The 12,800-nt window shown below is 42.2% G+C and carries 10 protein-coding genes and 1 pseudogene; 2 read left to right on the top strand and 9 right to left on the bottom strand.

What is annotated here, in order from left to right; all coding sequences use genetic code 11:
- Nucleotides 1–335 precede the first annotated feature (335 nt).
- On the top strand, nt 336–764 hold the full coding sequence (locus GWK08_RS15385; protein ID WP_163608117.1) for a hypothetical protein: 429 nt from the start codon (nt 336–338) through the stop codon (nt 762–764).
- A gap of 285 nt (nt 765–1,049) precedes the next feature.
- On the opposite strand, the pseudogene GWK08_RS15380 reads toward GWK08_RS15385, so the two are convergent.
- The 6 genes and pseudogenes from GWK08_RS15380 to GWK08_RS15355 form a co-directional block, all read right to left on the bottom strand.
- Nucleotides 1,050–1,243, bottom strand: a pseudogene (locus tag GWK08_RS15380) (CPXCG motif-containing cysteine-rich protein).
- Nucleotides 1,244–1,269: 26 nt separating this feature from the next.
- Nucleotides 1,270–2,595: a TolC family protein gene (locus tag GWK08_RS15375; protein ID WP_163608116.1), complete on the bottom strand. Its 1,326-nt coding sequence runs from the start codon at nt 2,593–2,595 to the stop codon at nt 1,270–1,272.
- Nucleotides 2,582–5,782, bottom strand: a complete 3,201-nt coding sequence (locus tag GWK08_RS15370; protein ID WP_163608115.1) for an efflux RND transporter permease subunit — start codon at nt 5,780–5,782, stop codon at nt 2,582–2,584. Before GWK08_RS15370 ends, GWK08_RS15375 begins: the two co-directional genes overlap by 14 nt.
- Nucleotides 5,779–6,918 carry an efflux RND transporter periplasmic adaptor subunit gene (locus GWK08_RS15365; RefSeq protein WP_163608114.1) on the bottom strand — a complete coding sequence of 380 codons (1,140 nt, stop codon included), beginning with the start codon at nt 6,916–6,918 and terminating at the stop codon, nt 5,779–5,781. Before GWK08_RS15365 ends, GWK08_RS15370 begins: the two co-directional genes overlap by 4 nt.
- Nucleotides 6,915–7,379, bottom strand: coding sequence for a MarR family winged helix-turn-helix transcriptional regulator (locus GWK08_RS15360; RefSeq protein WP_163608113.1), 465 nt, complete (start codon nt 7,377–7,379; stop codon nt 6,915–6,917). The genes GWK08_RS15365 and GWK08_RS15360 overlap by 4 nt, the downstream gene beginning before the upstream one ends.
- A gap of 97 nt (nt 7,380–7,476) precedes the next feature.
- Complete coding sequence (locus GWK08_RS15355; protein WP_163608112.1) at nt 7,477–9,387, bottom strand: ABC-F family ATP-binding cassette domain-containing protein; 1,911 nt, start codon at nt 9,385–9,387, stop codon at nt 7,477–7,479.
- Between the two features lie 66 nt (nt 9,388–9,453).
- Between GWK08_RS15355 and GWK08_RS15350 the strand changes: the two genes are divergently transcribed.
- Nucleotides 9,454–9,837, top strand: a complete 384-nt coding sequence (locus tag GWK08_RS15350) for a DUF983 domain-containing protein (RefSeq protein WP_163608111.1) — start codon at nt 9,454–9,456, stop codon at nt 9,835–9,837.
- A gap of 244 nt (nt 9,838–10,081) precedes the next feature.
- On the opposite strand, the gene GWK08_RS15345 is transcribed toward GWK08_RS15350, so the two are convergent.
- The 3 genes from GWK08_RS15345 to GWK08_RS15335 form a co-directional block, all read right to left on the bottom strand.
- Entirely contained in the window at nt 10,082–10,624 is a 543-nt protein-coding gene (locus GWK08_RS15345; protein ID WP_163608110.1) for a hypothetical protein, read from the bottom strand.
- Nucleotides 10,625–10,769: 145 nt separating this feature from the next.
- The gene (locus GWK08_RS15340; protein ID WP_163608109.1) at nt 10,770–11,312 is read right to left on the bottom strand and encodes a hypothetical protein; all 543 of its coding nucleotides are present in this window, start codon (nt 11,310–11,312) and stop codon (nt 10,770–10,772) included.
- 412 nt (nt 11,313–11,724) lie between these two features.
- The gene (locus GWK08_RS15335) at nt 11,725–12,780 is read right to left on the bottom strand and encodes an NAD(P)/FAD-dependent oxidoreductase (RefSeq protein ID WP_163608272.1); all 1,056 of its coding nucleotides are present in this window, start codon (nt 12,778–12,780) and stop codon (nt 11,725–11,727) included.
- Nucleotides 12,781–12,800: the final 20 nt, after the last annotated feature.

Raw genomic sequence — 12,800 nt, 5'->3', positions numbered from 1 at the left:
GCCGCCTTAGCTCCAGCGGAGGCGCAAGTCGAGATGCTCGAGATGACATTCATTTAGATCATTACGAGGAGTGAAACGACGAAGCCTGCCTGCGGCAGGCAGGTAATCTTTCAATGTCATAATGAGATCGCTTCACTATGTTCGCGATGACATTCCTCTTAATACTTAATACTAAAACACAGCCTGATGCATCATATCATATTCAATCTAATGTTACTTACAAAAAAAATGCATTTACATCGAAATTTGTAGTATATATCTTATAATATTTATTATATTTGTATTACTATTCCTTCAAGTAAGTAAAGAAAATAATATTGTTAAACCAGTTAATTATGAAAAAAATGAGCAGTTCTGTAACAAAAACATTAGGGGCATTTCTATTGCTATTTATCTTTTATGTAGATAATACCGTAGCCCAGACACAAACAAATGTCAATGCATACGCCGATGAAAACCCTTTTCCTGAAATTACCGCAACCTGGGTGAATGAAGAAGACAGTAAAAGTAAATGGGTATTCACTTCTTCGGGAGAAATTCATCAGTATTATGAGAATCAATTAGTATCAACTTCAAATTATTCCATTTCTCATGTCTGTGGAGAAAGTACCAGTCCGGAGCTTTATTTTTTAAAAATTACCGCTTCGGGAGGTTCTGAGCAGTGTTATGAGATCAACGGAGTAAATGCCAATAATAGCGGAAAACTTTCCATCACACTTACCGCTAACGGAGAAACGGCATTGTTTGATAAAGAGCAATATTAAGAAAAACCGGAATTATAAATTCCGCTTTTTAGGTTAGTTAGGCAAGCAGAAAGAACAAAGCAGCAAAACCTGCCTTATTATTCGGGTTGAGTGTTGTTGCTTGTTCTTTTTGTTTTTTAAGTTCCGTCTCTCGACTGCGCTCGAGATGACAAATAATCTTCTAGTCCGAAGTTTCAGTGGAGGCGCAAGTCGAGATGCTCAAGGTGACATTCCTCTAAATACTAAAATACACCCCTAAAGTCCCCTCAAGGGGACAATCTTAACAACCATCAACACGCTACAAGCCTACTGCTCCAGGCTGTCTGCTCTAAAAGCTATAAGTTCATTATCCTCGAAAAGCGGACTTATTTCGATGGGATTACAGCACACTTCACAATCTTCCACATAGGTTTGCTCCCGTATTGAACTATCCAGGAGCATAGAGATCTCTTCCCAGTCCCGATAGCTATCGGGAGGCATTGAAAAAAGTGCTCGATCATATGCTCATTTTTAGGTTCTGTCGGGTTTAGAAATCAGTATTCAATAACTCCCCGCTTACCTGTAACACCTGTAATTCTGCCAGCTTAGCTGTGTATTTAGCCTGATTCTTAGCTACAATGGCATTCAACAGGTTAAGTTGTGCCTGTCTGAATTCTATAGAGGTGGCCTGCCCTATTTTATAACGCTCTTCAGTACGGTTAAAATTATTCCTGTTGGTAATTTCATTTTCTTTCTGTGCTTCCAGGACAAACAGTGCGTTTTTATAAGATTCCCAGGCATTCCTGATATCGCGCTCTACCTGCTTTTCGGTCTGTTCTTTTAACAACTCCTGATTCTGATACGTAAGTTTAGCGTTTTTAGCAGACGTAATGGTCCTTCCGCCATCGAAAATACTCCAGCTCAAACTGATCCCAGCAGAAAGCCCGTAGCTGGTATTTTGTATGGTAAAGGCAGCCGGGTTATTGTTATTACTTTCATTCCAGCCATAAGAACCCGTAAGGCCTATGGTAGGAAGGTAATTACCTTTAATAGATTTATAATTATAATTATTGATCTTCAGGCCTTTTTCTATCTGTAACAGGGTTACGTTCTTTTGCATCGCCTGGCTTACCATATCTTCCATCAACAGATTGGGAACAAAAGTCACCAGCGTATCCACCTCAAAGGCAATAGATAGTTCCCTGTTCATGATCAGGTTCAGGTCTCTTTTTGCATTCTGAAGGGTTTGGCGTGCATTTAACACATTAATACTGTCTGTATTTACATCTACCTGAGCATTTAAAAAATCCAGGCGGGTATTCTGTCCGTATTCAAACTGATACTCCGCACGTTTCAGGCGATCTTTTGAGATCTTCAGGGTTTCCTGCAGATTATCGTAGTTTTCACTTAGCCTGGCAACTTCATAATACACGGTAAACAACTGTAAAATGGTTGTTTCTATGGTTTCCCTGGCTTCCAGTTCCGAAAGATCGGACTGTTCCTTTAAGCTCTTGTAATTATAATACCTTCCCAGGCCATCAAAAAGCGTGTAGTTAAGATTGACCGACGCATTGTATCTTCTGGTTTCCACTCCGTCGGAAGACCTCTCTTCACCATTCGTCAACTGAGCCTCGATATTCTGACGGTCATAATTAGCTCCTGCATTTCCTGTAAGGGAGGGTAAATAACCCGAATTCAGAACCCCTGCATTATTGGCTGCTATCTCGGCTGAATTCTCAGCAATTTTAATCCCAAGGTTATTTTCCAATACCTGCTGGGTTGCTTTCTCTTTGGTTAGGAGTTCCTGGGCCATTAAAGGGCCGAAGGATAAAAGTACTCCTGCAAATGCAATTAATCTCTTAGTGTAACTCATCAGACATTCCGTTTAATTCTATAATTGCTCTCTCTACTTCTTCTTTTTCTACTTTTCTACCGGTGATTACCCATTTGTACCACACTTTTACGTTGTTACTGAACGATAACAGTAAAGGCAACAACAATAGCGTAAGTATTGTGGCTATTCCAATTCCGTAGGCGATGGAGATAGCCATAGGCTTAAGGAACTGTGCCTGGCGACTCTTCTCAAAGATCAGCGGTGCCAGACCGGCTATGGTGGTGATGGAGGTCAGGAATATCGCCCTGAAACGTGCTCGTCCTGCCTCATATAATGCTTTGTCAAACTTCATTCCCTCCCTGAGGTAGCTGTTAAACTTACTGATAAGTACCAGGCCGTCGTTTACCATAATTCCTATAAGAGCAATTATTCCCAGATAGGACAGGAGGTTAATAGGGAAACCGTGAATATAGTGTCCCCAGGCTACTCCGATCAGACTGAAAGGGATCATCAGCAATAAAAACAGGGGCTGACTAAAGGATCTGAAAGTAAAGGCAATGGTAGCGTAGATCAGGAATAAAATAATCGGCACCACTTTTCTTGCAGATCGCTGCATCTTAAGAGCCTCGCGGTTCTGTCCTTCATACAAAGGTTGTACGGTAGGATATTTGGACTGGATCTCCGGCATGATCACTTCTCTGATCTCGGTCAGGATATCGGTAGCACTCTCATTCGGATCCTTCATATCGGCACTTATCCTTATCTCTCGCTGACCTTCCAGGTGATTGATCGCTACTTCTCCTCTTTCTATCTCATAGTTCGCAATCTCCGCAAGAGGTACTCTCTGTCCATTCGGAGTGGAAATACGGATCTCATCCAGGTTATTGATTGACGATCTGTTTTCGCGGTCGTAACGCACCCAAACCCTGATCTCATCCTGCCCACGCTGAAAACGCTGTGCCTGAGAACCGAAGAAACCATTTCTTACCTGGCTCATCACTCCCTGCAGGTTAAGCCCGAGTAGGTAAGCATTTTCCTTGAGTTGTATTTTTATCTCTTTGATCCCTGCCGGATCGTTATCTGTAATATCTTTTAATAAAGGGTTTTCTGCCAGACGGTCTTTTAATTCCTTTTTGGCAGCTTTTAACTGGGTAATATTGCTACCCAACAAGGAAACGGCTACGGGGCTTCCCCCAAAGTTTCCTCCGGAACCGAAAGTCAGGCTTTCTACACCGTAAACCGTCCCTACTTTTTCTCGGATCGCATTGGTGATCTCCGGGGAAGAGAAATCCCTGTATTCTCCCGGTAAAAGATTAGCCGCTAAAGATGCCTGAGCACTTCCAGGACCTATACGACGGATCACATTTTCTACCACCTGACGATTTCCGGTCTGTTTGGCGGTATAATCGTCATTCACCTTCCATACCGCTTCTTCTATCATAGTGATGATGGAATCGGTCATTTTTTCATTGGTTCCCTGCGGCATGGTTAGATTAATCGAAACCCTGTCGCTGGCAATACTCGGAAAAATTGTGGTTCGAACGATTCCTCCTCCGATAGAACCTATCGTAAGGATCAAAGCAGCTGCAATAATGGAAAAAGAAAAGAGTTTCTGCTTAAGTACAAAATTTAATACCGGGCTATAGAGGTTATCCCTCAGATAGACCATAATAGAGTCTCCTATCTTATTAAATTCTCTCAGTTTCTGAAAAACCTTTTCCAGGCCTTTTTTCTTAACTTCTCCATTGCCGTTTCTCATCCTCAGTGCCTTGGAATGTGCCAGGTGGGAAGGTAAGATAATAAGCGCCTCTACCAGTGAAACTATCAGCGTAAGGATCACCACGGTTGATACTTCTCCGAAGAACTCCCCAATCCGGCTGTCGAGGAAAAGGAAAGTGGCAAAAGCCAGAACCGTGGTAACAATTGCCGAGACAATAGGAGGAATTACTTCCATGGTCCCGTCTATAGCAGCCCTGATAGGGGTTTTTCCTTTTTCGTAATGCTGATAGATGTTTTCTGCAATTACGATCCCGTCATCTACCAGGATCCCGATCACGATGATCATCCCGAATAGGGAAAGAACATTAATCGTTACATCCAGTTCGGCAGCAAAAATAAACATCCCCAGGAAGGCGATCGGTAACCCGAATGCCACCCAGAATGCAAGACGTGTATTTAAAAAGAGGGAAAGGAAGATCAATACCAAAAGAACCCCCATTCCTGCATTCTCTGCCAGTAACTGGGTACGCTGTGTTAAAGTGATCGATCTGTCGTCGGTCACATCCAGGCGCACATTATTGTATTTTTCATTAAAATCGGCTACATATTCCTTGACCTTTTCTGCGGATGAGATCAGGTCTTCCGAATTGGTACTTGTAATGGCTGTATTTACCGAGAGATTCCCATTAAAATAAGTAGCGTTGGGAGTTTCGGAAAAACGATCCCTCACATGAGCCACATCTTTCAGGCGGATGATCCTTCCAGAGTTATCGGCTCGAACAATAAGGTTATCGAGTTCGTCTCCGTAATAAGATCGGTTATTGGCCCGGATCAGGTATTCTTCCGCTTCGGTTTTAATATTTCCACCCGTGGTCAGGATATTTGCCCTGGATACGGCCTGGGCCACATCCTGAAAGGTCAGGTCATAAGCCAGAAGGTCGTTTTCACGAACTGCGATCTCGATCTCTTCATCCGGGTATCCTGTAATATCGATCTGAGAGATCCCGTCTATGGCTCTCAGATCACTTTCTATCTGTCTTGTTATCTGTTTCAAGGTAGCCAGAGAGATCCCTTCTCCGCTGGCCGCAAAACTAATGGTCTGACGAACGCTTTCCTGCTTGGCCACCACCAGGGGCTCCATCCCCGTAGGGAAAGAAGGTACACGATCTACTGCATTCTTTACTTCTGCCAGCAGTACGTCTATATTATAACCTTTTTCGATCTCTACCGTAATATTTCCTGAGTTCTCACGGGAGGTAGAAGTTACCCTGTCTATTCCGATCAGGCCTTTAAGGTTGTCTTCTATCTTTAAAATGATCCCTTCCTCCACTTCCTGAGGGGAAGCCCCGGGATAGGTCACGTTAATATTTATGATCTTCGTATCCACAAGAGGGAAGAAGGAAGATCTCATAGACATCATTCCTATGGTACCGAAAATAATAAAGGCAATGATCACCACATTAACGGCAACAGGATACTTAATAAAATAACTGATTACCTTTCTCATTGTTCTGCTTTTGCGGTTTCGGTTTTCTTTTCGCTATATACTTTTACCAGCATTCCCGCATAAGCTCCGGGAACGGTTCTGGAAAGGATACGTGTTCCGTTAGGAAGGCCTTTAACTACCACTTCCTTATCGGAAAAATATACAGGTGTTACCGGTATCAGATCCAGGATGGAATCTTTTACCACAAATACCTGAGATTCATCTACCAGCAGTTTTCTGGAAATAGAAATGGCGTTCTCTTCGTTTCTCGCATTCAGATGAGCTTCCAGATAAATACCTTCTTTCAGATCTTCACCTTTCACTTCAATAAAAGCGCTGATGGTCTGGGTGGCCTGATCTATTCTTCCGTTGATCCTGCTTACCCTTCCGGTCCAGCTTTTTGTATTCTCAAGATTGTTCAGTTTTACTTCCTCACCTACCTTCAGAAGATCACTAAAGGATTTATTGATGGCCACTTCCAGTTCGTAAATGGAAGGGTCTATAAATTCTCCCAGTTTCTGACCGTTACGTACCAGGGTCCCCTCGGTTACCAGAGCCTCGGTAAGGATTCCGCTAAAAGGAGCACGTATGCTGTATTTAGAGAGCCGCTCTTCCAGGTTTTTAACATTGTAATAGGTTGAGACAATGTTACGGCCGGTTACAAAGAATTTCTCCTGTTCGGAATTCATCTGAGGTAATGGAGGCACCGATTTATTGATATCGAAATTACTGAGATAGGTTTGCCATTTCGGATAGGCTTCCGGGTAATCCAATCGCAGGTCAGGCATAATCGAAGTTACCAGGTTGTACAGGTTACTTTTCTGAGATTGTACAGTAGCATAATATTCTGAAGCATCCAGACGCAGCAGGCTTTCACCTTTTACATACTTCTGTCCGGGCTTAAAGAGCTTATTTCCGCCTTTAAGAACGCCCTGTACCTCCGCATAGAGCTCTACCCTTCTCAAAGCCGTAAGGTTCCCGTTAGCCGGGATCACAATAGGAACGGTCCTATTCTCTACCGTATCTATAAAAACGGTCTTTACAACCTTGGGAGGTTTGGGTCTTCCCTTTTTCTTTTTGGTGATGAGCGAATAGGCTCCGTAGGAGGCTCCGCCCAGGATAAGGATACTAAGGATTGCAATTGTCAGATTTCTCATTTCAGTCGATTGTTTTTTTCTTGTGGGATATTCTCGAGATTAGCTTTAACTTTTTTCAGGGCTGTAATGGTATTTTCCAGCTCCTCTGTACTCAGTCCGTTTTGCATTTGTCCAATAAGCTCTTTCATGATCGGAATGGACTTTTCCAGGATCTCCCTGCCCTTTTGGGTCAGGTAAACCAGATTGATCCTCCTGTCGGTTGCATCGGGAACACGTTTTACCAGTTCTTTGCGTTCCATGGTATTGATCAGCCGGGTAAGGGAGGTTTTGTCGCGATCGGTAATAAAGGCGAGGTCGTTCTGAGGCTGGCCATCCTTGTCATTCAGCTTTTTCAGTAAAAGCCACTGATGCCTGGTCAGATCGATCTGATTATTCTCAAAAACGCTTACCGCCAGGAAGCTGAACTCCTTGGTGATCCTTCCCAGCCAGGGTAAAAGTGTTTTTTCAAAATCGTACTGCACCTTTATTGCTATAAATTTTCTGCAAAATTAGCGTATAGCAAGATAGTTGCATGTGCAACTATCGTTAAAGATTTCATAAAAAATTTAAGAAATGCCCTTAAGAATAAAGCTCCAGCTCCTCGGTAGCTGTCTCCCAATCTACCATCAATTGTTCAAGTTGCTCTTTTTTAGCCTGGTAACTCTCAAAGAAGTTGGGATCCGAAGTGATCTCATCGTAGTTAATAGCAAGCTCCACATCTATCTCCGCAAGTTCCTTCTCCAACTGAGAAATATTGGATTCTATCTTACTGATCCTGTTGTTAAGTGATTTCAATTTCTTCTGCTGTTCGTAAGACAGCTTGTTCTTACTCTCCTTAGGCCTATTATTTTGCTTGTCTTTCTTTTCTATCTCCCTCAGGTCACTTACATTTCGCTGTTCGAGGTAAAAGTTAATATCTCCCAGATACTCTTTGATCTTCCTGTCTTTAAACTCATACACCTTATTGGTCAGCCCCTGCAGAAAATCCCTGTCGTGAGATACCAGGATAAGGGTGCCTTCAAAACTTTGCAATGCCTGTTTCAGCACATTCTTGGACTTGATATCAAGGTGGTTGGTAGGCTCATCCATTACCAGCACATTAAAAGGTTGCAGCAACATTTTAGCCAGGGCCAGGCGATTACGCTCTCCTCCGGAAAGTACCTTGACCTTTTTTTCTACCTCATCTCCTCTGAAAAGGAACGATCCCAGTATATCCCTTACCTTACTTCTATTTCCTTCATTAGCTGCATTGATCATGGTATCCAGTACGGTGATCTCCCCATCCAGGTACTCTGCCTGGTTCTGGGCAAAATAACCCAGCTCTACATTGTGACCCAGCTTCAGGTTTCCTCCGTGTTCTATTTCGCCCACGATGATCTTGGCCAGGGTAGTTTTTCCCTGTCCGTTCTGCCCCACAAAAGCCGTTTTACTGTTCCGCTCTATAAGCAGGCTGATATCTTTAAGTACTTCTTTGCTTCCGTAATTCTTATCTACTTTTTCAGCTTCAATGACCACTTTACCGGGTTGTACGGAAACGGGAAACTGTATGTTCATTACGCTGTTATCATCCTCATCCACTTCAATGCGATCCATGCGGTCCAGCTTTTTGATAAGCGACTGAGCCATGGAGGCTTTGGAGGCCTTGGCACGGAATTTTTCGATCAGTTTCTCGGTTTGCTGTATTTGCTTTTCCTGATTTTTCTGAGATGCCAGTTGCTGGGTCCTGATCTCTTCTCTCAGTACCAGGTATTTTGAATAAGGTTTGTTGTAATCGTAGATCTTCCCCAGGGAGATCTCAATAGTACGATTGGTCACATTATCGAGGAACATCTTATCGTGGGAAACGATCACCACAACACCGCTGTAGTTTTTCAGGAATTGCTCCAGCCAGATAATAGATTCTATATCGAGGTGGTTGGTAGGCTCATCCAGAAGGAGAACATCGTTCTTTTGCAACAGCAGTTTGGCCAGTTCTATTCGCATTCGCCATCCCCCGGAAAAAGTATCGGTGAGCTTATTAAAGTCTTCCCGCTGAAAACCGAGCCCCTGTAACACTTTTTCGGTATCCCCCTGGTAATTGTAACCACCCAGGATCTCATATCGTCCCGTAATCTCATTCAGATCGATCATCAGCTGATTATAGGCCTCACTATCGTAATCGGTGCGCTCTGCCAGTTCGTTATTGATCTTATCCAGCTGTAGTTCCAGTTTCCGGATCTCTTCGAAAGCTTCGTAAGATTCTTCCAAAACAGTACGCCCCTGAATAAAATCGATGTCCTGTTTAAGGAAACCTATTTTAATATCCTTATCGGAGGCAATAGTACCTGTATCGGCCTCCATCTCCTTGGAGAGCAGTTTAAGCATGGTGGATTTACCCGCTCCGTTCTTTCCAATAAGTCCGACGCGATCGCCGGCATTAAGTCTGAAGCTTACTTCCTCGAATAAAAATTCTCCTCCGAATGAAACCGATAAATTGTGAATGTTCAGCATAGATTTCCTGATCAACCTGATACTAAAAACTTTCGTTTATAGTATTTTTGTATAAATTTTTTGCAAATGTTAAAAAAAGGAACGAAACTCTACAGTATTTTAACAGGAACTTGCCCTAAATGCCAACTGGAAAGCATGTATACTTCTCAAAACATGTACGATCCTACAAAGACCCTGAAAATGAATGAGAACTGCTCTCATTGCGGTACAAAATACAAAATAGAGCCTTCTTTTTTCTATGGCGCCATGTATGTGAGCTACGGGGTGGGAATTGCTTTTGCCGCCGCTGCTTATGTTATTTCCCGTTTTGGTTTGGACAGCAGTTTAATGGTTTCCTTTATTGCCATTGTAGGTACTCTGGTGCTTTTCATGCCATTAATTATGCGGCTTTCCCGGAATATCTGGATCAATCTCTTTTTTAAGTACGACCGAAATGCGGTTAAGAAGTAGGTGTCGCTACTACACTAAAGCTTCGTAGCGTGTTGATGGTTGTTGGTTTTTGGTTGTTAGCGGTTAATTTTTAGTTTGTTTCCTAAATATCATCTCGAGCGCAGTCGAGAGATTCTTTGGATATGGTAAGTGAAGGGAAATTCCAATCCCGATAGCTATCGGGACCAGGCACCAAATCCCAATTTTAGCAACTCTCATATCTAAGATCTCAATACTAATATCTGGTTTTGAGATTGAAATTCAACTAAATCACCACCACAAAAAAGAAGGCAAATTGGGCCAGGACCAGGAGTACGGAAAAAATGCTCATTCCCAGATTGATATTATAATTGGTTCGCTGCTTTTTGTAGAGTTTATTAAAGTTCTTTTTATCGTCATCCTCAAAATAACCTCCATTGACATAGCGATTAAAGATATTGTCCATTTTTTCATCCGGATCTTCCAGGTCATTTTCCATTTCGTTCCCTTCCACTAGCTTAAATTCTATTGCCAGAAAATCAAACATCCTCATTATCGTTACCGCTCTGTTCTTATACACTTTGGTCAGATAACGATGGAGTATCCCAATAATGATCGTTAATACGAACAAAGCAGCCTGAAAGGTGATAAGCTGTATGTTTTCACCATTGGCCTCATCATATTTATTGAAGCTAAAAAGCAAACCACCTCCCGCCAGGCCCAGGAACCAATTAATAATTTTACTGTTTTCGTTTATCTGGTCTATGTCGTTCTGATAAAAGGCTTTGGTATGCCCATTGATCGTTTTTACAAATTCCTTAAAATCCATTTGATACTAGTTAGGTTAACCAGTAAATTAACGAAAAGCTGTTGAAAGCAGGAAGGGGCTTTTCACCCTTTTACAGATGTAAATGACTGATTGTATGATTTTTGACTCTCTTTTTATATAGAATCCTCTTTGAAAAATTAAAGTTTTACTCATTCTTCTTTAACCACGCCTCATAATAGTTATGTGTATTCAGATATTCCTGGCGAAGGTCTTCCAGATATGCAGCGATCTTATCTCTTGTCTCATAACCGGGGTGAAGGCAGTCGTTTAGTTCACTATCGGTAACGAAGAGGGCCAGGTACCATTTTCCACTGCGTGTATATTCTATATCCTCAAAATACGGATCATGTCCTTTCTCTTCCAAAGCGGCATCTACAATAATAGGTATCAGGTTTACGGTGCTGGTATTCTTTTCCGTTTCATAAAAAGATAAATAATAGGTTTTATCATCTACATGGAAAGGAACATTGTGTTCTGCATTTCCCTGTGCCTGGTATTTGATATTTACAAAGTGGTAGAACTCGTTGGCATCTTTGGGGTCGTTAAAAATAAAAGCGTGACCCATGGGAAGTTTACGCTTAAATTTCCTGGCTTTCCTTATTTTATAGTCATCTATGTTCGGAGCGATCTGTAAAGGGATACAGGACGTAAACACACAGAATACGAGTAAAAGGCTTGTTTTTTTCATCAGGTTATTTTGGGCATTTAGCCACAATGATTATGCCAATGATATAGCTGTTAGTTATTAGCGGTTAGCCTTTAGCTGTTCTTGATTTGGCTATTTACGGAGATTAAAGAATTCCTTCGACTGCGGTTGCAAGAGTCTAAATAAAAATCTCTCTTCTTTTCCTTCGACTGCGCTCAGGATGACAAATTCAACTTAAATGACCCAACAACCATCAACTAACAACTAATGGTTAAATGTTAAATGATGAAATTAGATCTTCAATTTGGAAATTTAATGATTTGGAGATTGAAATTTGCAATTTGTAGGTTACAATAATAGAACAATCAAACTCTGGTTTCAATTAGAAAAAACAGGGCACAACAACTATCAACTACAAACTAACAACCACCAACCGACAACTAACAACCAAAGGCTAACCCACAAAATGCTTCTTCTCAAAACGTTTGATATCGATATCAGGATCCAGGGAGGTTCCTTTTTCGATATGTTCCAGTAATTGCAGGGAAATATAGGGAGCTATCATCACACCTCTGCTGCCCATTCCGTTCAGGAGGTAGGTACGGGATCTTAGCGGATGTTTCCCTACCAGCGGCCTTCTGTCGGTTACCGTAGGGCGGATGCCAGCCTGCTGATCTACGATCTCAAAATCGCATTTTAAAAAACTCTTCAGTTTATCCAGCAGTTCGGTTCTGGCCTTCTGTGTAGTTTCGTTGGTCTTATCGTGCCACTCATAGGTAGCTCCGATCTTATAGATATCGTTGCCAATGGGAATAATAAAGGCTGAGGACTTTAAAACAAAATCCAGTTTCAGCTCGGGAGCTTTGATGGTGAGTAATTCTCCCTTGGTTCCGTTTAAAGGCAGGTAATTAAAGAAAGGATTCTTTTTCAGGCCATAACCTTCGGCAAAGACAATTTGCTTTGCTTTCTGGCCGCAGTACTCTATATAATCATCATTGATCTCCAGAAGAGCGTGATCAAAAGATTCTTTCCGGATCCTGTTTCCGGCTTCGAGATATTTTCTGAAATACTCCTGTAATTTGCCACTATCTACCCTTCCGGTCTGTAAAACTTCCCCAAAACCGAATGGGGCGTCGATACAGGCGTTTTCGTTCTTCACAAGGGTAGTAGACATGAATTCGGTGAGAAAAGGCTTGTCGGCCGCTTCAAACCAGCCGTTTTGTTCCTCAACGGAGACAAATCTGCGCAAAACCCTGATCTTATGATCGAAAGTGGTATCGAGCTTTTCTTCCAGTTGTTTGTAAAAAGGGAGTGCCAGTTGCAGTTGTTCCTTTGCTTTCCACACCTTGGTAAAGCGTTTAAGGATAACAGGATTGTACAGACCTCCCGCCACGCCGGAAGACTGCTGGGAAGCATCGTCAAAAACCACAAAGGATCTGTTTTCTCTTTCCAGGAGTTCACAGAAGGAAATACCTGCCAGTCCAAGGCCAACCACAATATAATCTACCATGGCGCAAAAATAAAAAACGC

Origin of the sequence: Leptobacterium flavescens, assembly GCF_010671605.1 — a bacterium.
Lineage (GTDB): Bacteria > Bacteroidota > Bacteroidia > Flavobacteriales > Flavobacteriaceae > Leptobacterium > Leptobacterium flavescens.
Note: the sequence above shows the minus strand (reverse complement) of the source record. Positions and strands in the feature narration are given on the sequence as shown.

Coding starts and splice junctions, on each gene's coding strand:
- GWK08_RS15385 (WP_163608117.1), top strand. CDS start 336: ATGAAAAAAATGAGCAGTTCTGTAACAAAAACATTAGGGGCATTTCTA.
- GWK08_RS15350 (WP_163608111.1), top strand. CDS start 9,454: ATGTTAAAAAAAGGAACGAAACTCTACAGTATTTTAACAGGAACTTGC.
- GWK08_RS15365 (WP_163608114.1), bottom strand. CDS start 6,918: ATGAGAAATCTGACAATTGCAATCCTTAGTATCCTTATCCTGGGCGGA.
- GWK08_RS15335 (WP_163608272.1), bottom strand. CDS start 12,780: ATGGTAGATTATATTGTGGTTGGCCTTGGACTGGCAGGTATTTCCTTC.
- GWK08_RS15370 (WP_163608115.1), bottom strand. CDS start 5,782: ATGAGAAAGGTAATCAGTTATTTTATTAAGTATCCTGTTGCCGTTAAT.
- GWK08_RS15355 (WP_163608112.1), bottom strand. CDS start 9,387: ATGCTGAACATTCACAATTTATCGGTTTCATTCGGAGGAGAATTTTTA.
- GWK08_RS15375 (WP_163608116.1), bottom strand. CDS start 2,595: ATGAGTTACACTAAGAGATTAATTGCATTTGCAGGAGTACTTTTATCC.
- GWK08_RS15340 (WP_163608109.1), bottom strand. CDS start 11,312: ATGAAAAAAACAAGCCTTTTACTCGTATTCTGTGTGTTTACGTCCTGT.
- GWK08_RS15345 (WP_163608110.1), bottom strand. CDS start 10,624: ATGGATTTTAAGGAATTTGTAAAAACGATCAATGGGCATACCAAAGCC.